18 protein-coding genes and 1 other RNA gene are annotated in these 23,756 nt (G+C 36.4%); 6 read left to right on the forward strand and 13 right to left on the reverse strand.

What is annotated here, in order from left to right; genetic code table 11:
• Window positions 1-231 precede the first annotated feature (231 nt).
• The 7 genes from purF to sohB form a co-directional block, all read right to left on the reverse strand.
• A complete protein-coding gene (purF, locus tag H5084_RS04375; protein WP_028870152.1) occupies window positions 232-1,746 on the reverse strand; it encodes an amidophosphoribosyltransferase in 1,515 nt (504 codons plus the stop codon).
• Window positions 1,747-1,834: 88 nt separating this feature from the next.
• Entirely contained in the window at window positions 1,835-2,338 is a 504-nt protein-coding gene (locus tag H5084_RS04380) for a CvpA family protein (RefSeq protein ID WP_028870151.1), read from the reverse strand.
• A 71-nt stretch (window positions 2,339-2,409) separates the two neighbouring features.
• Window positions 2,410-3,051, reverse strand: a complete 642-nt coding sequence (locus tag H5084_RS04385) for an SPOR domain-containing protein (protein ID WP_182689649.1) — start codon at window positions 3,049-3,051, stop codon at window positions 2,410-2,412.
• 3 nt (window positions 3,052-3,054) lie between these two features.
• Window positions 3,055-4,386, reverse strand: coding sequence for a bifunctional tetrahydrofolate synthase/dihydrofolate synthase (gene folC / locus H5084_RS04390; protein ID WP_182689650.1), 1,332 nt, complete (start codon window positions 4,384-4,386; stop codon window positions 3,055-3,057).
• Between the two features lie 15 nt (window positions 4,387-4,401).
• Window positions 4,402-5,187 (reverse strand): tRNA pseudouridine(38-40) synthase TruA, encoded by a 786-nt coding sequence (truA, locus tag H5084_RS04395; RefSeq protein ID WP_182689651.1) that lies wholly within the window; start codon window positions 5,185-5,187, stop codon window positions 4,402-4,404.
• 237 nt (window positions 5,188-5,424) lie between these two features.
• Window positions 5,425-8,085, reverse strand: a complete 2,661-nt coding sequence (gene topA, locus H5084_RS04400) for a type I DNA topoisomerase (RefSeq protein WP_182689652.1) — start codon at window positions 8,083-8,085, stop codon at window positions 5,425-5,427.
• 175 nt (window positions 8,086-8,260) lie between these two features.
• The gene (gene sohB, locus H5084_RS04405) at window positions 8,261-9,310 is read right to left on the reverse strand and encodes a protease SohB (protein ID WP_028870146.1); all 1,050 of its coding nucleotides are present in this window, start codon (window positions 9,308-9,310) and stop codon (window positions 8,261-8,263) included.
• A 127-nt stretch (window positions 9,311-9,437) separates the two neighbouring features.
• Between sohB and H5084_RS04410 the strand changes: the two genes are divergently transcribed.
• The gene (locus H5084_RS04410) at window positions 9,438-10,172 is read left to right on the forward strand and encodes a YciK family oxidoreductase (protein ID WP_182689653.1); all 735 of its coding nucleotides are present in this window, start codon (window positions 9,438-9,440) and stop codon (window positions 10,170-10,172) included.
• A gap of 414 nt (window positions 10,173-10,586) precedes the next feature.
• On the opposite strand, the gene H5084_RS04415 is transcribed toward H5084_RS04410, so the two are convergent.
• From H5084_RS04415 to H5084_RS04435, 5 genes are all read right to left on the reverse strand, one after another.
• Complete coding sequence (locus tag H5084_RS04415) at window positions 10,587-11,558, reverse strand: lauroyl-Kdo(2)-lipid IV(A) myristoyltransferase (RefSeq protein WP_182689654.1); 972 nt, start codon at window positions 11,556-11,558, stop codon at window positions 10,587-10,589.
• 119 nt (window positions 11,559-11,677) lie between these two features.
• An RNA gene (gene ffs / locus H5084_RS04420) (signal recognition particle sRNA small type) lies at window positions 11,678-11,773 on the reverse strand.
• 559 nt (window positions 11,774-12,332) lie between these two features.
• Window positions 12,333-13,682, reverse strand: coding sequence for a CDP-diacylglycerol--serine O-phosphatidyltransferase (gene pssA, locus H5084_RS04425; protein ID WP_037072227.1), 1,350 nt, complete (start codon window positions 13,680-13,682; stop codon window positions 12,333-12,335).
• 316 nt (window positions 13,683-13,998) lie between these two features.
• Window positions 13,999-15,189, reverse strand: a complete 1,191-nt coding sequence (locus H5084_RS04430; RefSeq protein ID WP_028870142.1) for an amino acid aminotransferase — start codon at window positions 15,187-15,189, stop codon at window positions 13,999-14,001.
• An 84-nt stretch (window positions 15,190-15,273) separates the two neighbouring features.
• Window positions 15,274-16,815, reverse strand: a complete 1,542-nt coding sequence (locus tag H5084_RS04435; RefSeq protein ID WP_028870141.1) for a fumarate hydratase — start codon at window positions 16,813-16,815, stop codon at window positions 15,274-15,276.
• A gap of 107 nt (window positions 16,816-16,922) precedes the next feature.
• Here H5084_RS04435 and pabB point away from each other — a divergent pair, with 107 nt between their 5' ends.
• On the forward strand, window positions 16,923-18,353 hold the full coding sequence (pabB, locus tag H5084_RS04440) for an aminodeoxychorismate synthase component I (RefSeq protein ID WP_182689655.1): 1,431 nt from the start codon (window positions 16,923-16,925) through the stop codon (window positions 18,351-18,353).
• A 192-nt stretch (window positions 18,354-18,545) separates the two neighbouring features.
• Here pabB and cysB read toward each other — a convergent pair whose 3' ends face one another.
• Complete coding sequence (gene cysB, locus H5084_RS04445) at window positions 18,546-19,514, reverse strand: HTH-type transcriptional regulator CysB (RefSeq protein ID WP_028870139.1); 969 nt, start codon at window positions 19,512-19,514, stop codon at window positions 18,546-18,548.
• Window positions 19,515-19,761: 247 nt separating this feature from the next.
• Here cysB and H5084_RS04450 point away from each other — a divergent pair, with 247 nt between their 5' ends.
• From H5084_RS04450 to H5084_RS04465, 4 genes are all read left to right on the forward strand, one after another.
• Window positions 19,762-20,448, forward strand: a complete 687-nt coding sequence (locus tag H5084_RS04450) for a sensor histidine kinase KdpD (protein ID WP_028870138.1) — start codon at window positions 19,762-19,764, stop codon at window positions 20,446-20,448.
• 72 nt (window positions 20,449-20,520) lie between these two features.
• Window positions 20,521-21,297 (forward strand): hypothetical protein, encoded by a 777-nt coding sequence (locus H5084_RS04455; RefSeq protein ID WP_028870137.1) that lies wholly within the window; start codon window positions 20,521-20,523, stop codon window positions 21,295-21,297.
• A gap of 197 nt (window positions 21,298-21,494) precedes the next feature.
• Window positions 21,495-21,902 carry a hypothetical protein gene (locus H5084_RS04460; RefSeq protein ID WP_051369269.1) on the forward strand — a complete coding sequence of 136 codons (408 nt, stop codon included), beginning with the start codon at window positions 21,495-21,497 and terminating at the stop codon, window positions 21,900-21,902.
• 75 nt (window positions 21,903-21,977) lie between these two features.
• Window positions 21,978-23,675, forward strand: a complete 1,698-nt coding sequence (locus H5084_RS04465; protein WP_182689656.1) for an AAA family ATPase — start codon at window positions 21,978-21,980, stop codon at window positions 23,673-23,675.
• Window positions 23,676-23,756 lie beyond the last annotated feature (81 nt).

Below are 23,756 nucleotides of genomic sequence, written 5' to 3' on the forward strand. Positions count from 1 at the left end.
GTAAACCAGTAAACCAGTAAACCAGTAAACCAGTAAACTTTACCTACAAACTACCACCTACAAACTCTCAGCTACAAATAAAGTTATTATTACCAACAAATATGTGATCAATTGTTACGTAGGGAAATAAATCACTTAATTTGTGAGATAGATTTCTCATTAAGGCTAACACTAAAAAGCACAGCCGAAGCTGTGCTTTTAGATCATTCTAAGAAAAACTAATCAATGGGATTACGATTCGTTGTACATCTCTAAATTAGCAATTTCTTCTTTTTGAGTTTGGATTTTCTTAGCATCTTCACTACGTAAACTTGCTAAATAATCAAAATATTCTTTATTGATACCAGCAGTCACGTATTTACCATCAAATACTGAACACTCAAACTCTTTAATTGATGGATTTTGTTTGCCAACCGCATCTTTTAAATCTTGTAGGTCTTGAAATATTAATTTATCAGTACCAATACAATCGCTGATTTGTTCAACATTACGACCATGTGCAATCAATTCTTCAGGTGTTGGCATATCAATACCATACACATTTGGAAAACGCACTTCTGGTGCAGCTGAAGCTAGGTATACTTTTTTAGCACCCGCTTCTCTTACCATTTCAATGATCTGCTCTGATGTTGTGCCACGTACAATTGAGTCATCAACTAGTAAAACATTTTTACCTTTAAATTCAGCAGTAATTGGATTTAACTTACGACGTACAGATTTACGACGTTGGGTTTGACCCGGCATGATAAAGGTACGACCAATGTAACGATTTTTTACAAAGCCTTGGCGATACGGTAATCCTAATTCAACAGAAATTTCTAAAGCTATATCATTAGAGGTTTCTGGAATTGGAATAACAGCATCAATATCCACATCTGCCCAATCACGTTTAATTTTGGCACCTAATTTACGGCCCATTTCTAAACGCGCTTCATATACAGAAATACCATTTAATGTTGAATCTGGACGTGCAAAATAGACATATTCAAAAATACACGGCGTTAACGATGTTTTCTCAGCACATTGCTGGGTAAATAATTTTCTATTTTCAGTAATGTATACTGCTTCACCCGGTTCAACGTCACGTAAAAATCTGAAACCAATGGTATCAAGGCCTACACTTTCAGAAGCAACGATGTACTCAATATCGCCTTCATCTGTTTGGCGAGATCCAAGTACTAAAGGACGAATACCGTCTGGGTCACGAAAAGCAATTAAACCATGGTCAATGATCAAAGCAGTCACTGCATAAGCACCACTGATTTGTTTATGTACTTCTGAAATCGCATTAAAGATATCGTCAGCGGATAAATGATCTGTTTTAGTTTTACCTAATTCAGCAGCTAGGGTATTTAACAACAGCTCTGAATCAGAAGTAGTATTAATATGACGACGCGACTTAATTAACGCAGCACGTAATTCTTTGGCATTAGTTAAGTTACCGTTATGTGCTAGAGAAATCCCCCAAGGAGAGTTAACGTAGAATGGTTGTGCTTCAGCAGCGCTAGAGCTACCTGCAGTAGGGTAACGCACGTGGCCAATACCACTATTACCTTTTAGACGTTGCATATGTTTAGTTTCAAAAACATCTTTAACTAAACCGTTTGCTTTACGTTGTTTAAAGTTACCACCATATGTCGTAACAATTCCCGCTGCGTCTTGCCCGCGGTGTTGCAATACGGTCAATGCATCATAAATACTTTGATTGACAGGAGTTGAACCAACGATACCCACTATTCCACACATAAGTTAAAGCCTTTCTATTTTTGAGAGTGTTCACAAAAAAGTACAAATTAATGTACCTTAAAATTGAGTAACTAATTTAAACCAACCATTAAATAGTGGTCGATTTAATATTTTTTAGAAAACTTGACGATCCTTCCAAATGTTCAAAAAACCATTCGATTACAATCCCAAACTCAGGGATCAATGTAGATTCTTTCCACCACGCACTGTCATGGAATGAAGTAAAGGAATCAATAAAAAAGAGTACCGCGCTGACAATTAAAATGCCACGTATTGCACCGAAAATCACACCTAACAAACGGTCTGTACCTGATAACCCAGTGACAGCAACAAGTCGATTAATGATGTAATTAATTAAAGCGCCAATTAATAAAATCGCAACGAATAAAATGCCAATAGCAGCAATATTACGTAATTTATCGTCATTGATTTGAGTTAAGTATTGTGTAACTTCAGGATAAAAATTGCTGGCAACAAAAAATGCAGCAAACCAAGTAACAAGTGAGATGGCCTCTTTGGTGAAACCGCGAACTAAACTGATTAATGAAGAAAAACCAATTACACCAAGAATGGCGATATCAAACCAATTCATAAGATCCCTAATTTGTAGTAAGTATTAAACGCGCGCATTCTAACAGAGATTTTTTAGAAAGGCTTCAAAAACTAAGGCTCAATCGGTGTAAACGGTACTAATTTTCCGTTTAAACTGGTCAAGTTTTTTAACCTAGGTAATTGTCCTTCAAGTTTTTCTTTAGAAACGTCTGGACCAACAAATACACGTGTTAATTGCCCATCCATTACAACTTTTGGAATGGTATGTGCTCTAAATCCAGCTTTATTAAGCTTTTTCAATAAGGCATTAATGTTGGCTTTATTTTCAAATGCGCCGAGTTGAATAGTCCATGCAGGATCAGTAAAGTTCACTTTTTCATAACTTGAAACAGCATTACTGTGTTGAGTAGGTGCCGCAGTCTGTTTAGCTTTTGTTTCTTCGACTGCAGCAATTTCTTCTACTTTCCATTCAGCATTTTTGGTATTCTCTTTAACTGGCAGTGATATTTTTTGATCAACAGTTTTAATAGATTGAGACACTTTGATGGGGTCAACAACCAGTTTAGGATCATTAATACTCGCAGGATCAGCGAAAGTTTTAGTATGAGGTTTTAATTCAGGCTTAATCGGCGTTGCAACAAACTCTTGTTGGTATGATGTTTTTTTACCGTCTATCAATGAAGGTAAAAAAATAACCACAAGGGCAACTAAGATGGTGACGCCTACTAAACGGTTTTTAAACTGAGTTGCCACGTTTTACCCTTGCCAATTAGTTAAAATATCAGAAACGGTATGAAAAGAACCGAATACAATAATTATATCAGAAGCTGCTGCACTTTTGACGACTTGATCGACAGCACTCTGTACATTTTTAAAACAGGTCACATTATGCCTATTGTTGCCGTTATTATTAATGTTGTTAGTAACGGTATTATGATTTTGACTATGTTGATAAGCTTCTAAAAGTAAAGCTGAAGATGCGCCTCTAAAACAATTTAAATCAACAAAACTATAATCTGTAATAGATAAATTAGTTTCCGCTAGTGTCGCACTCATATCTTTATCAGATAACATGCCCACGACAGCATGCACTTTACAATCTTCGCCTTTCTCTGCTTTTAAGCGTTGTAATTGTGTCGCCAAATATTGTGCAGATTGCGGGTTATGTGCCACATCAATATAGACGTCACAAGGATAACCCGATATAGTTTGTAAACGCCCTGCTAACGATGCCGTTTCAACGGATTTAATGAGTTGTTTAGGAGCAATGTCTATCGCTAACGCTTCTATCACAGCTAAGGCAGTTGAAGCATTTTGCATTGGCATCAATGTTTGTTTAATTGGAGACAATTCTTTTTGCCCATGCCATGACCAATTTTCCTGATCAATAACGGAAAAACTAAAATCTCTATTCGCTAGTTTAAGGTCAGCTGAAATGGAAGTCGCGTGTTTTAAAATGGAGACAGGTGCATCTAACTCACCGCAGATAGCAGGCTTATGTGCTCTAAATACACCGGCTTTTTCAAAACCTATTACTTCTCTGTCACTGCCAAGCCAATCAATATGATCAATGCCAATGGTAGTAACAACACTCAAATCAGATTCAACCATGTTGGTAGCGTCTAGACGACCACCTAGTCCTACTTCTAATAAAATATAGTCACATTGTTGCTGTTGAAGTAAATATAAACAAGCTAACGTAGCATACTCAAAGTAACTCAATGAGATATCTAATCTAGCTTGTTCAATAATGGCAAAAGCTTCACAGTGAGCTTTATCATCGAGTTCTTTTAAATTGATACGTAATCGTTCGTTATAACGATGTATATGTGGAGAACTATAAACGCCAACTTTAAAACCGGCATCAATTAATATTTTTTCTAAATAAGCACAGGTTGTCCCTTTACCGTTGGTGCCAGCAACCGTGATCACTTTAGCATCGAAATGAATTAAATTAAGACGTTTACCCACTTCAGTAATACGTGTTAATCCTAATTCTATTGCACTGGGATGTAATTTTTCTAAGTGCATTAACCATTCACTTAATGTTTCTGAACTGAAAACCGATTGTATGGTGTTATTAGTCATAATAAATTTGCCACATTAAATATCTAGAAATAAAGGCCCACAAGCAGGTCTCGGTAAATCAAATTGTTCTGGGTAATCTACTTCTACAAGATACAAACCACCGGGCTTTGCTGTTGCAGCCGCTTTTGAACGATCTTTGTAATCTAGCAAAGTATTTAACCAATCAATGGGCTGCTTACCTTGGCCAATTTCGATTAAACTACCCGCAATATTACGCACCATATGGTGCAGAAAAGCATTTGCTTTAATATCAATAACGATAAAGTTACTACGTCTTGTCACATTTAAATATTCAATGGTACGTACAGGGCTATTTGCTTGGCAATGTAATGCTCTAAACGATGTAAAATCTTGTTCACCAACCAATTGTTGTCCGGCTAAATGCATCTTATCGGCATCTAAATCACAGTGATAATGGCTTAAGCCTTTACTTAAAATTCCAGGACGATAAACACCATTATAGATAATATAGCGATAGCGTCTCGCCGTTGCACTAAAGCGGGCATGGAAAGAGTGATCGACTTCTTTTACCCAACGTACTGCAATATCATCGGGCAATTTGGCATTAACACCTAAGGTCCATGCACCGATTTGGCGGTCTGCATCGGTATCAAAATGTACAACTTGCCCCGTACCGTGAACACCGGCATCGGTACGACCTGCGCAATTAACACTGACCGGGTGATTAGCGATATTGGATAATGCTTTTTCAAGTTCTTCTTGTACAGAATTCACTTCTTTCTGTCTTTGCCAACCGTAATAGTTAGCACCATCATATTCAATACCTAAAGCAATGCGCATTTGAAACCACCCTTTTAGAAAACGCTAGTATATACAAATGTTTAAAAAATTAAACAAGCAAGCATACTGAAGCGAATAACATTCTTACTAGATGATGAAAAAACAAGCACTAAGCTAATGCTATATCGCGAAAAGCAATCATAGACAGTAAATACTTAATTCACCTTTTTGATTAGTTATAAAATTCATTAGATATAAAAATGGCAGCGAAAGCTGCCATTGTAAATTCAAAAAAAGTTACTTTTTAGCTTTCGCTTTTTTAGCCACTTTCTTCTTAGGGAGCTCTTCGACCCATTTATTGTCGATATATTTTGCAGTCCAACCTGTCGCCTTTTTATCGATTTCGGTCATCACATATTGTTCTTTATTTTTTCTGCTATAACGAACAATTGCTAAATTTCCATCGGGATCTTGTTGTGGCGCATCGGCTAAATAGTAAAACTTTTCAGAAATTCTATCACGGAATTTTGCTAATTCGACCACTTTAGGTGCACGTGTTTCTCGCGAACGAGGGAATGTGCTAGCCGCTAAGAAGATACCAGCAGCCCCATCACGTAAAATAAAGTAAGCATCACTTTGTTCGCATTCTAATTCAGGCAAATGAACCGCATCTTCTTTGGGAGGAGCAACTTCACCACTACGTAGAATTTTGCGAGTGTTCTTACATTCCTCATTAGTACAGTCCATGTACTTACCAAAACGTCCATCTTTGAGCTGCATATCTGAACCACACTTGTCACACTCAACAACTGGGCCGTCATAGCCTTTAATTTTAAACTCGCCCACTTCAACCGTATGTCCATCACACAATGGATTATTACCACAAACGTGCAATTTACGTGTTTCATCAATTAAGTAGCTATCCATCGCAGTATCACATTTAGGACAACGATGTTTTGCCATCAATGCGGCTGTTTCAAGATCTTCTGAACTTAAAATATCTTCAACTTCTTCACCATCAACTAAATTGATGGTTGTTTTACAACGCTCTTTAGGTGGTAATGCATAACCAGAACATCCTAAAAATACACCGGTACTCGCGGTACGAATACCCATTGGTCGTCCACAGGTTGGACATGAGACATCATCAATGATCACCGGATCATTAAGACGCATACCACCTTCTTCTACGGGTAACTCTGCAGTATCAAGTTGAGTCGTTAAGTTTTTATAGAAACGGTCTAATTCTTTATGCCAATCAGCTTTGCCTTCGGCAATCGCATCCAATTTTTCTTCCATTGCCGCAGTAAAATCATAGCTCATTAGATCAGTGAAGTTTTCTGTTAAGCGATCCGTTACTATTTCACCCATTTTCACAGCAAAGAAACGGCGTTTATCTACTTTTACATAACCACGATCTTGGATTGTAGAAATAATACTCGCATAAGTTGAAGGTCGTCCAATACCTTGCTTTTCAAGTTCTTTTACTAATGCTGCTTCTGAAAAACGCGCTGGCGGTTTAGTAAAATGTTGTAAAGGCTCAAGCTCAACTAATGTTAATACTTCACCCGCTTTTAAGTCCGGTAAATTAACTTCATCAGCTTTGCTTTTTGTAACTGGTTGCGCTTTTGTCCAGCCCGCGAAACGTAATGTTCGGCCTTTGGCACGTAGTTTGTAATCACCCGCTTCAACCACCAAGGTAGAAGAATCATAAAGTGCAGGTAACATTTGACATGCTAGAAACTGACGCCAAATTAATTCATATAAACGTTTTGCGTCTTTATCAGTTACATCAATCAGTTCAGCACGTTGTAATACATCCGATGGACGAATCGCTTCGTGGGCTTCTTGTGCTCCTGCTTTACTGCTGTATGAAACAGCCGCTTCCGGTAAATAATTACTACCAAACTCTTTTTCTATAAAATCACGTGCAGAGGCAACCGCATCTTTACTCAAGTTTGTAGAGTCAGTACGCATATAAGTAATGTAACCCGCTTCATACAGACGTTGTGCTAACATCATGGTCTTTTTAACACCAAAACCTAAACGTGTACTCGCTGCTTGTTGCAGTGTAGAAGTAATAAAAGGGGCACTTGCTTTACTTTTAGTTGGCTTATCTTCACGTGAATGTAACGTGAAGGTCGCCTCTTTTAAGGCAGCCACTGCAGCAGCAGTTTCTTGCTCAGTCACAGGGGCAAAAGTTTTATCGTTATATTTATAAACTTCTAGGCGAAGCTGTGTTTTATCTTGCGCAAGTGTTTGTGCATGTAAATCCCAAAATTCAACAGGATTAAACGCCTTAATTAAACGTTCACGTTCAACTAATAACTTTACTGCAACAGACTGAACGCGTCCTGCAGACAAGCCACGCGCAACTTTTTTCCAAAGTAAAGGAGAAACCATAAAACCAACAAGTCGGTCTAAGAAACGACGGGTTTGTTGTGCATTCACACCATCAATATTTAATTCAGTTGGATGCTTGAAAGCTTCTTGTATCGCAGATTCGGTTATTTCATTAAAAACAACACGTTGATATTTACTGTCATCACCACCTAATATTTCTCTTAAGTGCCATGCAATTGCTTCACCCTCTCTATCCAAATCGGTTGCGAGATAGATAGTAGGTGCATCAGCAGCTAATTTTAGTAACTCATCGACAACTTTTTCTTTACCGGGCAAAATCTCATAATTCGCTTCCCAGTTTTTATTTGGGTTAATACCCATACGCGTAACAAGTGCAGCTTGCGTTCTTTTTGCTGTTTCTTTTGCTTTTTGCGCGGGTGTTAGGCCAGCTAAAGATTTTTTCTTTTTAGCATCGATTGATTTTTTGGCACTGCCGCTTGTTGGTAAATCACGTACGTGACCAACACTTGATTTAACAATAAAATTGTTACCAAGATATTTATTGATTGTTTTTGCTTTGGCAGGTGATTCTACGATAACTAGAGATTTGCTCATATTGCTTTGATACCTAAATTGTCTTGTCTTAGACGGAATGTAAACATGTCCACTGAATTTCTCTTTTTATATAATCCAAACTTTTAACGAATAGCAACCTATTTCTTTCATTTTGTACAATAAAAATAAAAGCCGACTGGTTCTTAGTCGGCTTTTGCAATTATTTCAAGGTAAACTATTTAAAGAGTCTAGAAATATTACTGTGCATAATTTTTAATAAGCTGGATTCTACAGAGGTTGCGACGCTCTTACCTATCTTTTCAGCTAATTTTTTACTTTTTTTGTATTGTACTTGCACAATATGTTTAGATTCGAGCTGTTCGAGTAAATAATCATCACTGGTTTGAATCTTATCCACTAACTCTAAATCCAATGCCTGAGTACCATACCAATGTTCACCCGTTGCAATTTTATCAATGTTTAATTGCGGACGATGCTCACTCACAAAGTGTTTAAATAATTGGTGCGTCTCTTCAAGCTCTTGTTTAAATTTTTCACGACCAAGATCATCATTCTCACCAAACATAGTTAACGTGCGTTTGTATTGACCTGCAGTTAATTGTTCAAATTCAACATCATGTTTTTTAAGTAATTTATTAAAATTTGGAATTTGTGCAATCACACCAATCGAGCCAATTATAGAAAAAGGCGCCGCAATGACTTTATCTGCAACACATGCCATCATATATCCACCACTCGCTGCTACTTTATCCACGGCAATCGTTAATGAAATATTTTTGTCTTTTAAACGTTGTAATTGTGAAGCCGCTAGTCCATAACCATGGACCATACCACCGCCACTTTCTAAGCGCACAAATACTTCATCTTTTTCAGAAGCAACGCTAACAATCGCGGTGATCTCTTCACGTAGTGAAGCAACCTCTTTAGCATCAATACTGCCTTTAAAATCAAGTACGTATAATTGCGGTTTTATGGTCGCTTTAACTTCTTTTTTAGCTAATGCTTTTTGTTCTTTTTGCTCTGCTTTATGTGCTTTTTTGTCTTCTTTATGTTTTGCTTTTAATTGAGCGGGTGTTAATAACTGCTCGCTTATTGATGTTTTAGTTTCATTAATTTGCTCTGATAAATCGGTAATTTCCAACTCACCTTTTTTTGCTTTTTGTTTGCTGGTTAAAGCAATAATAGCAATCAAAATAGCCACTATTGTGATCACAAATGTCACGGCTTTGGCTAAAAATAGCCCATACTGCATTAAATAATCCAAAATAAATCCTCTTTATAAATTAATTGTGCTCATAATGACAAAAAATGTCTCAACCTACAAAAGAGATTGTGAGTTTTTTTTAAAAAAAGCTATCATATTGTTTTTTTTAACAACAAGAGAATAATAAATGGATTATAAAGCGCCTGATAATTTATTAGAAAATAAAACTATCCTGATCACCGGTGCAGGTGCAGGTATAGGTAAAACCTTAGCCATAAAATGTGCAGAACTAGGTGCTAACGTTATCCTTTTAGGTAAAACAGTCAGTAAATTAGAAGCTGTTTATGACCAAATTGAAGCATTAAATAAGCAATCAGCAGCTATTTTACCTGTGGATTTAAACGGAGCATCAGAAGAACACTATCGAGACCTTGCCGATACTGTATTACGTGAATATGGAAAACTTGATGCCCTTGTTCATAATGCCAGTCAACTAGGTGTATTAAGTCCATTTACACAAGTTGAGAGTAAAATGTGGGATGAAGTAATGCAAACCAACGTTAATGCTGCCTTTTTAATGACCAAGTACCTGATCCCAGTGTTGGCAAAAGCACCATATGCGAGTACTATTTTTACGACATCAAGTGTTGGCCTCAAAGGAAGAGCCTACTGGGGCCCTTATAGCGTGTCTAAATTCGCAACTGAAGGCATGATGCAAGTTATCGCTGATGAGTACGAGAATAGCACCTTACGCTTTAATGCGATTAATCCAGGTGCAACAAAAACGGCAATGAGAGCAAGTGCTTATCCCGCTGAAGATGTGAGTTTATTAAAAACACCAGAACAAATATTAGATGTTTATTTATATTTGTTAGGTGATGAAAGCATTGAAGTTACTGGACAACGGTTTAACGCACAATAAAATAGTTTTATAGCACTTTTATTTATCTCAGATAACCTCAATTCTTGTTAATGAAAGTGGAATTGTATTTAAAATCATAAGACTATATTAGACTATATTTTTTGGGCTATACAGTGCCGCTAGTTTTGCGTAGTTCAAGGCGAATTATTGAAGCAATAACGGGTTATTGAGAGAGTGTTTAACGAAGAGATCCGCGGAAATAACGGTGTTGTATCGCTTTGCTTATCCAGAACTGAGGTTAGATAGTCCATGGTGAACTCTTAGAAAGCACTAGTAATGTAAATCAAACAACGCTACAAATTATTATGAAATCGCGCTAACAGTGAAAGACAGCAACCTGTCTTCCATTGTTTTATGCATAATGAATAGTTTATAGACTTTGAAAGAGAATAACTGGTATTACCCCCTATAGCATTATCCTTGCTTATAAATTTTCAAACCAACTTCAGGTCTTGTTTTAAAGAGTTTTAAAGTCCACATGTACTGCGCCCTATTTTCATTAACAACCCGTTCAATAGCTTCATTCATCAGGTCAGTATCCTTTTGCTCGTCACCACTTGGAATCTCACTTAATGGCGCATGACAGATCACATCAACTTTACCTGTTTTGGCGTTATAAGACGTATAAGTAGGGATAACGATAGCGCGCCCTAATTTAGCTAATCGGCCAATAACAGGTAAGGTTGCTTTTTGTGTAGCAAAAAATGGAGCAAAAAGACTACTATCACGACCGTGATCTTCATCAGGCAAGTAGTAGAAATGTGCTTTATCTCGTAGACTTTTAATACAAGGCTTCAAACCTTCACTACGGTGATACAAAGTGCCTTTATCATTAAGACGGCTAAAACGCGTTCTATAGTTTGTGACAAACCAATCGAAAATTGGATTTTTGTAATCATTAAACATGCTTGATAGGGGATAACCACGTGCAGAAATAGCGGCGACCCCCGCAAAATCAAGACCATAACAATGCGGCGCTAAAAAGATGATCGCTTGCCCTGCTTCTTCCGCTTCTTTAACGTAATGTTCGCCGATAAAGTTAATACGTTTTTTTAGAAATGATGGGCTACGAAATGCAATTTCACCTAAGGCAAGGGTAATTTGTGCCACTGAGCGTAAATTTTCACGCATCAACAAATCTTTTTCAAGTTCACTATATTCAGGAAAACATAAACCAATATTTATAAATGCTATCTTTTTTCGTTTATTGAGAAATTTTGCGTTATAAAAGCGATCTGCTAACCACCCTGCAAATTTATCTCTAATACTAGCCGGGATAAAACTAGCTATAAATAGTAGGCCCAACAAAACCCATGTTCCCCAATATTTCGGTAGAAAATGTTTTGCTTTGAGAGATGTATCAAATCGAGAATTATATTGGGTCATAATTAGACCTTAAGAAACTAAAGTTGAGTGAGAAGTGTTTTAATATGATTATATGGATTTAGCTATGCGAGTTCAATTAAGTGAGTAAAATTGTTCGACTGAAGTTATGTGGGTGGTAGACCTCCCAGCAAACTCTCGGCACTTGAATCACCTACTATGGCTGCTGCCTTCCGGCTCTGACCAGGTTAATAAGTTATCAATGCGAGAAACCAAGAGGCCTACCATTGTCACTGCATCAAGTGTTAACACTTGATGCGAGGAATTATACGTAAGCTAATTGATAATTCAATAGATAAATAACAGTTTTCTGTTCAAACGATTAAATAGTCAGCAGTTTATTGAAAAATAAGTGTTTTTACTAATTTATAAGCACAAAATATGAGCATTAACATGATAAAACGATCCACTATGGCAGTACATTTTTAGAGAATAGTTAACGTAGCAGTGATTTTTTAGGAATATTGATATGTTATGAAAAAAATTAAAGGGTGACGTATGATTATGGAGAGAATGTGAAAAAATTAAACGTACGGTGCGGCACGGAGCAACCTGTTTAATTATTTACTCCTATTTAATGACTTAGGTATACAAAGACTAAACTACATCACTGTTAGCTTCTAATTTATCAACTGAAAAAATAAGTCCTAAATTGATGCAATAAATTGATAATGATCATTAAGGATAATGTTATTTGATGACAACGCTTATAGGACAATGCTGCCTAATATTACTACATTCAATATTTAAAGCAGCATTGTTTCAATAAGCACTATCTTAAATAATGCCTTTGATTATCTTATCTGCTTTTAATCTTCTTAATCTAGAGATAAGTTGCTTAACTTTGTCAGGGTAAGTATGAATGTCGTCAATACCTTTATAACTACCAATTTGTCGAGTATGTTCAAGGATATTACTCAGCTCCTCATTCATTTGCCCTGCTAACTGTTGATTTGGATCATCCACTAACAATCCATTTTCTAGGTCTAATCGCCATGCACGAGGGTTAAGATTATGCCCCGTCAATAATGAAAATCGGTGATCTGAATAAATACCTTTTAAATGAAAACTATTAGTATCATGCTTCCATAAATGTAAATTAAGATGTCCTTGCAGAATAGAAGTATGATGTTTTTTTGCAAAATTTCTTAAATTCACTTCATATAAAAAAGGTAACGCACCAATTGTTTTAAATGGTTTATCTTCAGGAATATAGAAATCATTAGCCGTTTTATCGCCAACAACGATAGTGATATTTACTTTTCGCTTTAGTAAGGCAGTTATATCGCGTGACAATGCAGTGGGTAGATTAAAGTATGGTGTGAATAACACTAACTCTTTCTCTGTAGAATGAAAAATGGCACGAATAACTTTATTTAACAGATTTTTATTGGTTCCAATCCCTGTTAACGGTCGAATTGCTAAACCATCAGTGTAAACGGGGTCAAAACGGTAACCTGCTAACTTTAAATTGCGGCTTAAATTCTTATGTTGTTTCTTAAATTCATTAAACTTTGGAACACTAGGCGCATTTAATTCAACCACGGCTTCACTGTTAATGATAACTTGCTGCAGATAATCCACCATTGAATCAGCGAGAGCATGATCCTTGATCAGCCAGTAACGGTCAAATCGGTAGCGTTGTTGTTGATGAAGGTAAATATTATTAATGCTAGCACCACTATAAAAAACCATGTCATCAAAAATAAAACCTTTTAAATGCTGGACGCCAAATAGTTCTTTTCTTTTTACAGGTAAACCAATAATTTTAACACCACGGCCTTTTAAACTAGCAATCTGCTGATACCACGTTGTATTTGTTTCTCCGCCCTTTACTGAACCAATCAAACCTCGTTGTGCTCGATGAAAATCAACACAGACGGTTATATCCATTTCTGGATGACGTATTTTTGCCGCATATAATGCATTCAATACTTCAGCACCCGCTTCATCCGCTTCTAAATATAGAGCTGCGATATAGATACGTTTGGTGGCAGTATTAATTTGATTGAATAACTCAGTTTTAAATGCAGTGGTAGTTAATAAGCATTTTACTTCATCTGCAGATATTGGCAGCTTTTTCAATTTAGTTAAAAATGAAAGACTTTGATTTATTTTTTTACTCATAGATCTCTATTATGTCATATCCTCTTTATCTCGTGTAGCTAGATAAAAAGAATAAAAACAATATTTTGATTGCAATAATGTGCTGCTTTTATCAACTAGTAAACGTTTCTATTAATGATTAATAAATCATCAGAAAAAACACAAAAAGATAAACTTAACAGCCAAAAGATCACTGGAACAATGAAATGAATAGATGATCAATAGTGCTGATTGTAAGAAGCGAGTTGTTAGTTAACTGTTATTTGACGACAGTCCTAATTGAACTCGCTTTTAAATCTAGCTATATTTTTGAATCACATCAATAGATCGTTATTAATTAGATAACTTTTGCTAATGCATCACACAATGGTTGCATGTTATTTTTTGTCATACCGGCTACTGAAATACGGCCAGAACCAACAATGTAAACTGCAAACTCTTCTTTAAGTTGATTCACTTGCTCAACACTCAAACCAGAAAACGAAAACATACCTAGTTGACGACTAATGAAACTAAAGTCACCAGGAACACCTTTCTCTTTAAGTGTTGCGACAAATAAATCGCGCATTTCTTGAATACGGTTACGCATATCAGCAACTTCTTGTACCCATTGTTCGTACAGTACTTGATCGTTCAAAATTGTTGTGACAATCGCAGCACCGTGACAAGGAGGGTTTGAGTAGTTAGAACGTATTCCTGATTTAATCTGACTAAATGCAGCTTCTGCTATCTCACTGTTTTCTGCTACCAGTGTTATACCGCCAACACGTTCATTATATAAACCGAAGTTTTTAGAGAATGAATTAGCAATCAAAAGCTCTTTATTATATTGCGCAAATTTACGTAAACCCTGTGCATCTTCTTCAACGCCATTCCCAAAACCTTGATAAGCAAAATCAAAGAATGGAATAGCACCTAATTCAGCGATTAATTTTGCAAGAATATCCCATTGCTCTGGTGTTGGGTCAATACCTGTAGGGTTATGACAACAGCCGTGAAATAATACTAGCTCTCCAGCTTCAACTGATTGCAATGAAGCAATCATGGCATCAAAGTCTAAATCTTTTGTTTCCGGATCATAATAATCATAAGTAACCACTTCTAAACCAGCGGTTTTAAACACGTTGCCGTGATTTGCCCATGTTGGATTACTTACCCAAATCTTTTTAATGCCTAGTTTGCTTACAGCAAAATCTGCACCGGTACGCAGCGCGCCAGTTCCACCAGGGACCTGTGCAGTTCGAGCACGTTTCGAAGATATTATTTCAGCGCCTTGACCAAATAATAATGTCTGAACAGCCTCACCATAAGCAGCTATTCCTTCAATGGTTAAGTAGCTTTTAGTGGTTTCTTCAGCAAGTAGACGTTTTTCAGCTTCTTTCACTGTCGCAAGAATTGGGGTTTGGCCCATTTCATTTTTATAAATACCAACACCCAGATTGATTTTATAATCGCGTTCGTCTTTTTTGAATGCATCCGTTAAACCTAAGATAGGATCTGCAGGCGCCATACTTACTTGTTCAAACATACTTATTCCTTTATTAGTAATGATAAGTTATATACGTTGATGCTTTTATACCATTACTACTTTTTCAATCAATCAATTTCATGACTATTCTGACATTTTGCTGTCTATTTCGGCAATTTTAGCTTTCCAAATAGCTGGACCTTGCTCATGTACGTTATTTCCTTGACTATCAACAGCGACAGTTACGGGCATATCTTCAACATCAAATTCATAGATAGCCTCCATTCCTAAGTCATCAAAGGCAACAACGCGAGATTTCTTAATGGCTTTAGCCACTAGGTAAGCCGCACCGCCCACTGCCATCAAATATACTGATTTATGCTTGGCAATCGAGTCCACTGTTTGTTGACCACGCTCAGATTTACCAATCATGCCGAGTAAGCCCGTTTCTTCCAACATAAAGTCAGTAAATTTATCCATACGAGTTGCGGTAGTGGGACCCGCTGGACCGACCACTTCATCACGTACTGCATCAACTGGCCCTACGTAATAAATAAAGCGACCTTTAAAATCAACTCCCTCTGGTAAACCTTTACCACTAGAGATTAATTCTTGAATACGTTTATGTGCAGCATCACGACCGGTTAAGATTTTGCCCGACAGCAATATAGTATCCCCACTCTTCCACTGGCTCATATCTTCTTTGGTTAAACCATTGACGTTAACGCGTTTAACATTTTCGCCGACTTCTCGCGTAATTTCAGGCCACTGATCTAAAGATGGTGGCGTTAATGTTGCTTCACCTGAACCATCTAAAGTGAAATGCGCATGCCTTGTGGCAGCACAGTTAGGGATCATCACCACTGGTTTTGAGGCTGCGTGGGTTGGGCAACTTTTGATTTTAATATCAAGTACTGTGGTTAAGCCCCCTAAGCCCTGTGCACCAATACCAAGGTTATTTACTCTTTTGAAAATTTCTAAACGTAGTTTCTCGTCGGTATCCAATGATTCAGGATCTGCTTTTGCCTTTGCCTGTAGTTCAAAAATATCCACCGGTTCCATCAATGATTCTTTCGCCATAACTGCCGCTTTTTCTGCAGTACCACCAATGCCTATACCTAACATACCAGGTGGGCACCAACCTGCCCCCATGCTAGGAACCGTTTTCTCAATCCAGTCTTCAATAGAATCAGATGGATTCAACATCGCCATCTTAGATTTGTTTTCAGAACCACCACCTTTAGCTGCAACCATGACTTCTACTTTATTGCCTTTGACCATTTCAACATGCACGACAGAAGGCGTATTGTCTTTAGTGTTTTTTCTTGCGCCAGCAGGATCAGCCACAATCGAAGCTCGTAACGGATTGCTTTGGTCGTTGTAAGCTTGTCTTACGCCTTCATCCACTAACTCTTGTACAGTTAATTCAGTATCAAAGGATACTTTCATACCAATTTTAACAAATACGGTCACAATACCCGTATCCTGACAAATCGGACGTTTTCCTTCCGCTGACATACGTGAGTTGATAAGTATTTGTGCTATTGCATCTTTAGCCGCTGGATTTTGTTCTGCTTGATAGGCTTTATCCATGGCTTGGATAAAATCCAAAGGGTGGTAATATGAAATAAATTGCAGTGAATTTTTAACGCTGTTAATAAAATCTTGCTCTTTAATGACTGTCATCAGTCGCTCCCAATAAATAGTAAACCGTTTTCAATAAAACAATGGTAATATTGATGACCTTATCCGCCTAACTTTTTGTTATAAAAATGTTGACTAAATACGAAAAAATGACTTATATATCAACTAATACACTCTTAAAACCACTATTTTTTTCTGAAAAGATAATCACTCTTATTAAGCAACAACTTTCTTGCTTAGATTGGTCAATGTTATTGGAATCAGCTAGCCCCGAACATGTTGATAGTAATTGGTCTATTTTCACTGCAGATCCAATAGCCACACTCACCTCTTTTGATAGTGATGCAATTTTTCATGACCGACTTGCTGATACAAAAAGCAATATGGGAAAAGATCCTTTAACGGCACAAAAAAAAATGCGTGAACAATTATTTCACCATGATAACCAATCCGATTATCCATTCACCGGTGGCGTGATCGCAGCTTATCATTACGAGATGGGAGAAGTGTTTGAGTCACTGCATAAACAACAACAAAATTCAGGGTTAGACTTAGGTCCATTTCATTGCGGCTTTTATGATTGGGCTATTTTATACCATCTTAAACAGCAACAATATTATTTAGTGCAGCAACGTACAACCAATCAAAATAAAACAGTCGAAGATCTTTGGCAGTCTCGATATCGTTGGCTTGAACGACTTGCAGAGGAAAGGTTAGGTACTCTGTCTATGGCTAGCACCTTCAATTTAAAAGAGTCATGGCATTCTAACTATACCGAGGCTGAATACCGAGCTTCATTTAACAAAATTCAAAACTATATTTTGAGTGGGGATTGCTACCAAGTTAATTTAGCACAACGATTTCAAGCACCTTATCAGGGCGATGAATATCAGGCCTATCAAGCTTTGCTACTGGAAAATAAGGCGCCCTTTGCCGCCTTCATTCGTTTACCAGAACAAGTAATTATATCGTTATCACCTGAACGTTTTTTATTTCTATCAGGCAAACAGATTCAAACCAAACCCATTAAGGGCACAACACCACGCCATGTAGAGCCTGAGCAGGATTTAATTAACAAACAACAGTTATTGGATTCCGAAAAAGATCAAGCAGAGAACTTAATGATTGTAGATCTATTGCGTAACGATATAGGTCGAGTTTGTAAGTCAGGCAGCGTTTCAGTGCCTAAGTTATTTGATATTGAAAGCTTTCCCGCTGTACATCATTTGGTAAGTACCGTCACAGGACAATTAGATGCTCAATACCGTTGTGAAGATCTACTAAGAGCATGTTTTCCAGGTGGATCTATTACTGGAGCGCCTAAAATAAGATCAATGGAAATTATTTGTGAACTAGAAAAATTTCAACGTGAAATATACTGTGGCAGCATTGCTTATATTAATGGTAATGGCGATATGGATAGCAGTATAACCATTCGCACTTTAGTGTGTAAGAACCAACAGATATATTGTTGGGCAGGCGGAGGTATCGTTGCGGATTCAAATGTTGAAAGTGAATATAAAGAGTGTTTCGATAAAGTGAGTAAAATTCTTCCCATACTAGCCAAGCTCAATCACTGATTTATACCCTTATCAGGGAGTGATTATTTATTCTGTTATATGTTCTGGTTTGTTGAGTCGTAAACTAACCAATACCAAATAAAAACACAAAAAATGATTAGCTGATTTAGATTCAACTTGAATCCGCCAAATAATAAAGCCCATGATGGGCTTTTAGTATTTAGTACCATTAGAAATGATATCATTGCAAAACTAACGGGTTGGTAACTCGATATCTTCAAATAATTTATTTACTTCTGCGGTATATTTAAGTTGGATGGCTTTTTCAACTAGAGGTCGAGTTAAGTGTGGTGCGAATCGAACCATAAAATCATACATATAATCACGTAGGAACGACCCTTTTCTAAATCCGATACTAGTTAGACTTGATTTAAAGATATGGCTTGCGTCCAACACACAAAAATCATCATCTTCGTTGATTGCCATAGTCGCGATCACGCCAACGCCGAGACCTAAACGCACATAGGTTTTAATCACATCAGCATCTGTTGCGGTAAACACGACATCTGGTTTATAACCAGCAGCATTAAATGCTTCATCTAATTCTGAACGCCCTGTGAAACCGAATATATAAGTAACAATGGGATGTTTAGCAATATCGTCAATCGTTAAATGTTTAATATTAGCTAAAGGATGGTCTTTTGGAACGATCACAGAACGATTCCAATGATAACAAGGCAACATAATCAAATCTTGATACAAATGTAATGCTTCCGTTGCGATTGCAAAATCTGTTTTACCCTTAACTACAGACTCACTGATCTGTGTCGGTGTACCTTGATGCATGTGCAATGAAACTTTCGGGTAACGCTTGATAAAACCTTTAATAACATCTGGCAACGCGTAACGAGCTTGAGTATGGGTAGTAGCAATATTCAAGGTTCCTTGATCTGGCATAGTATATTGATTAGCCACCGCTTTAATACTCTCAACTTTGCCTAAAATTTCAGTTGAGTAGCGAATTATCTCTTTTCCTGCTGGGGTGACTTTAGTGAGATGTTTACCACTTCGCTCAAATATCTGAATGCCAAGTTCATCTTCCAACATACGAACTTGTTTACTGATACCTGGTTGAGAGGTAAATAGGTTCTCAGCAGTTGCTGATACATTTAAGTTGTGATTCAATACTTCGACAATGTAACGTAATTGTTGTAATTTCATAATGTTATCAGCTTATCATTGAATGAATTAAAATTAGGGCTTATTCCATTTAATTCTATCAGAGTTCTAATATTTACAAAGTTATACTTTCTTATTTTGCCTATCACCATATATTTACACTAAATATTGAATTAGATGTTTCGTTTTGTTATTTATAACCGTTACTATGAAGGCCAAAATTACCCAATTTTTGCGGCGCTAACTCTGTAAAATAGATCCAATTAATAATGTAACGTGAGGTATGTCTATGGATAATCATGATCAATTAGATTTCAGCACAATATTAGCGACTAGCATCCATGACATGAAAAATTCATTATTTATGTTAATGCAGTCCATAGAAGGTTTAGACCTAGCAGATAATTTGACTGCACATCAACATCAAACCGTTGCTGATTTACATTATCAAACCTCTCGTGTTAACGGCACCTTAATGCAGTTGTTAGCCTTATACCGGGATGAAAAACAACAATTACCCATTTTTATTGAAGAGAATTCAGTTAATGAACTAATGGATGAGATTGTTGAGCGTCATCGACTTTACTTTCAAAGTCGTCATATCGATGTTTCACTTAAGATCGATACACACTTATTCGCATATTTTGATTTAGATTTAGTAAAATATCTTCTTTCAGATATTTTCATTAATGCATTACGTCATACTAAAAGTTTGGTTGCTATAACCGTTGTTCAAACGCCTGCTTATTTAGTATTTAAGGTCGAGGATAATGGTGATGGCTACCCACAGCACATGTTGGATGTTAATCAAGGGGCATCAAATTCGTTTAATGCAAATAAAGGTCGCAGTGGTTTAGGGCTTTTATTCGCAAAAAAAATAGCAGAGCAGCATATAACGAATCAACATAAAGGTTATATTTCTCTTGAAAATAAACCTAATAATCGCGGCAGTATATTTACCTTATATATACCTTAAAGATAATACCCATGATGGGTTGGTAATGTTCTATAATCTGCCTTCTACGCAATTTTTTATTTAAGAGTTTCTATGTTATATACAATAATTTTTGGTCTGATTGCTTTATTGCTTTTTGTTTTAATTGGTTACAATATAATTGAACAATATAAACAAAAAGGTGAAGCTGAAAAACGTATTACTATGAGTAAGCAACGGGCTATTATTACAGAGGTCGACGAACTCCTATTAACCGCAACAAAAATTCCATTCACCAAATCATTGCTATTAATAATGCAAAATAGAATTAGAAATGCGCTATTAACCATGGTAAATCTATTTCCAAGCACCCCTGCTATTCGAGAACACCTAACTAATACAGATTCACAAATTAAGCAAATAAAAGAAAATTACACTACACCCGATACTAATAGTTTTAGAACTCCAGAAGATAACAAAGAAGCACTCGCGTTATTGCAAGTTACAAAAAAGATACGTGCGGTGTTACGCTCGGAGCATGCAAAAGGTAAAATCAGTACAGATATATTCGTTGCAGAAGCACAACAAATCGAGATGATGCAGCTAAAAATAAACTTAGAAAATAGTATTAAACGTATTAATGAATCTAAAGCTGCGCAGCAATTCGGCAGTGCTAACCAAATGATAAATAAAGTATTAAAGGCCATTGATTCTGTGCCCACCAAAGATAATTATCTGCAAAATAAAGAACAACAATTGAAACAATATGCAGAAGAAATTCGATCGCATTTAGCTAAAGCGAGCAATGAAGAGTTACAAGCAATACAAAAGAAAGAATCAGAAAATGAAAATGATTTAGATGCTTTATTCGCTGAAAGGAAAAAGTGGTAATCCTTGCCCTTTTGCAGCGATTATAAATTAGCCTAAAAATCAAAATCACAACATCTCAAGTTGGATGTTATTTATGCGCTCAGATTGCACTTCATGTCGATTAGTAATAAGTCAAAAAATAGTACTAAAAAAGATATTTAATTTGATACAAATCAATAACTTTTAAATAATCTTGCTTATTATAAGGATACATAATAATGAGTAAGGCAATTGCTATGCAAGAAATTACAACTGAGCAGCAACATATTTTACAGCAGCACCTATTGTCTGAGTTTGCGGTGTTAAAAGAAAAAGTGAAAGCAAGATTAGCTACTTCATCAAAGCCATACCTTAATGACTTAGTTGAGCAAGTGGATAATATGAATGCGGATACTTTGATAGATAGCTTAGTACACAGCGAAAGTCATTCACTTAACCTTTACAAAAAACAAATAAAAAGCATAGATGCAGCGCTGCAAGGTATGGAATTAGGGTTATATGGTTTATGCTCTGATTGCGAAACTGCATTAGACATCGATGCTCTCTTTAAATGTCCAACCCAACAACGTTGTGATAGTTGTGAAACTAAATACCAACAACAAAAGGTGAAGGGTTTTAAACTATAAGTACATTTTATTGTTAACTTTATTAGGAGGGATGTGATAAATTGCCCTCCTTTAACGTTAACTAGAGCATACATTTTGATCAAAACTATTTCGCCTTTAACTACAAGCAATGCCTCTAGCAAGAAAGATCAGATTAGTGAGCAAATAACTCCCCTGTCAGCACAGCAATGTACAACACATTTTGACGTCTACCTTAAACAGTATAAAGAAATTCAAAAGGGTGAATTAGCAGAGCTATTTTCCGATGCTGTTTCTATTATTTCGCACTATTTAAAGCTGCCTACACCACTGTTGTTGATTAATAGTCGTCATTGGTTAAGTGCGGAGCAACTGCTTAAGCAGGTGATTCCAGATACTTACCCCACTCAGTACCTTTTAAGTTTTAATCAAGAGATACTATTTGGGCGCATCTCATTAATGAATGATGGCGAGTTAAATTTTGCTGATGGACAATTAAAAAAATCTAATGGAGGACTACTTGTTCTTAATATTAGTCCTTTATTAGTTGAACCGGGTCTTTGGTTTAAACTTAAGTCAGTATTACAACGTCAATATTTACTTGCGAGTGACGCAGTTAATGCTGAAAAAATAAAGCAAATATTACCTGATTTATCAACTCAGCTTATTACGACCAAAATCATTTTAGTAGCCAGTCGGTTGCAGCTTGAAGAGTTAATTCAAATCGATCCAGAATATGCACAAGTGTCTTCATTATTTTGTGAATTAGCAAACCAAGTGCCAGTATCTCAAAACTCTGTTAATGCTATTGTGAGTTATTGTCACAATTTAACGAAGCAATTGGGGTTAAAATCATTACAAGATGAAGCATTAGCGACATTATTAAACTATTTATCGATTCAATGTGAACATCAAAAACAGTTATTATTTTCACCAGAGTTAATAAAACAAATATTACAATATGCAAACCTTTTCACTGACAACAAACAAATCACTAAGCTTGATTTGGTTGCTTATTTCGAAGAGATAGATCAAGCCCAGTCATTAGCCAGAAAATACAGTGAGCAATCTTTGCTTGAAGGACAAGTGAACTTGCAGTTATCCGGAGAAAACATCGGACAAATTAATGGCTTAGCAGTTGTTGAACTATTAGGTTATCCCTGTGAATTTGGTGAAGTATTTAGAATATCGGCCAGTGATATGATTGGCGATGGTGAAATTATAGATGTTGAACGAAAAGTAGAACTTGCAGGTAATATCCATGCAAAAAGTACATTGATCGTACAAGGTTATTTAAATCATTTCTTTAGCCATATCAGTGCATTCCCGTATTCTTGTAATTTAGTTTTTGAACAGTCATATCAAGAAAGTGATGGCGATAGCGCTTCATTAGCTATCCTACTAGCTGTTAGCTCCTGTTATGCACAATTTCCAGTGAAGCAAAATATCTTTGTGACAGGCTCATTAGACCAACATGGTAACGTACTAGCTATAGGAGGTATCAATCAAAAGATAGAAGCTGTTGCGCGTCTATTTGAATTAGGCTTGTTAGATGCGCCTATTTCAATTGTTATGCCAAAAGCCAATCAAATAAATTTAACACTGAATATGAATACTTTAGCGTTAGTAGAATCAGGTAAAATTAATATTCACTCAGTTTCACACTGCCATCAGGCTTTTCCTTTATTATTAGGAAAATCTTTTGAGCAAGTAATTAAAGCAATTAATACAAGAATTGAGATCACCGCTAAAGAAGAGATGGATGAAACATCAGCTGGCTTGTTTTCTCGGTTAAAAGACTCTATCTTCAATTAGTAGAATAAAAAACAAAATACAATCAAGGACTTTGATTATTCTTGATTGTTTTTAATAGCTCATATACAGTATGGCGCTCAT

The organism is Psychromonas sp. SR45-3 (assembly GCF_014163575.1).
Lineage (GTDB): Bacteria > Pseudomonadota > Gammaproteobacteria > Enterobacterales > Psychromonadaceae > Psychromonas > Psychromonas arctica.

Coding starts and splice junctions, on each gene's coding strand:
- H5084_RS04435 (WP_028870141.1), bottom strand. CDS start 16,815: ATGACAGTCATTAAAGAGCAAGATTTTATTAACAGCGTTAAAAATTCA.
- H5084_RS04460 (WP_051369269.1), top strand. CDS start 21,495: ATGAGTAAGGCAATTGCTATGCAAGAAATTACAACTGAGCAGCAACAT.
- folC (WP_182689650.1), bottom strand. CDS start 4,386: ATGACTAATAACACCATACAATCGGTTTTCAGTTCAGAAACATTAAGT.
- H5084_RS04450 (WP_028870138.1), top strand. CDS start 19,762: ATGGATAATCATGATCAATTAGATTTCAGCACAATATTAGCGACTAGC.
- H5084_RS04410 (WP_182689653.1), top strand. CDS start 9,438: ATGGATTATAAAGCGCCTGATAATTTATTAGAAAATAAAACTATCCTG.
- H5084_RS04415 (WP_182689654.1), bottom strand. CDS start 11,558: ATGACCCAATATAATTCTCGATTTGATACATCTCTCAAAGCAAAACAT.
- H5084_RS04455 (WP_028870137.1), top strand. CDS start 20,521: ATGTTATATACAATAATTTTTGGTCTGATTGCTTTATTGCTTTTTGTT.
- truA (WP_182689651.1), bottom strand. CDS start 5,187: ATGCGCATTGCTTTAGGTATTGAATATGATGGTGCTAACTATTACGGT.
- topA (WP_182689652.1), bottom strand. CDS start 8,085: ATGAGCAAATCTCTAGTTATCGTAGAATCACCTGCCAAAGCAAAAACA.
- cysB (WP_028870139.1), bottom strand. CDS start 19,514: ATGAAATTACAACAATTACGTTACATTGTCGAAGTATTGAATCACAAC.
- pssA (WP_037072227.1), bottom strand. CDS start 13,682: ATGAGTAAAAAAATAAATCAAAGTCTTTCATTTTTAACTAAATTGAAA.
- H5084_RS04430 (WP_028870142.1), bottom strand. CDS start 15,189: ATGTTTGAACAAGTAAGTATGGCGCCTGCAGATCCTATCTTAGGTTTA.
- pabB (WP_182689655.1), top strand. CDS start 16,923: ATGACTTATATATCAACTAATACACTCTTAAAACCACTATTTTTTTCT.
- H5084_RS04380 (WP_028870151.1), bottom strand. CDS start 2,338: ATGAATTGGTTTGATATCGCCATTCTTGGTGTAATTGGTTTTTCTTCA.
- purF (WP_028870152.1), bottom strand. CDS start 1,746: ATGTGTGGAATAGTGGGTATCGTTGGTTCAACTCCTGTCAATCAAAGT.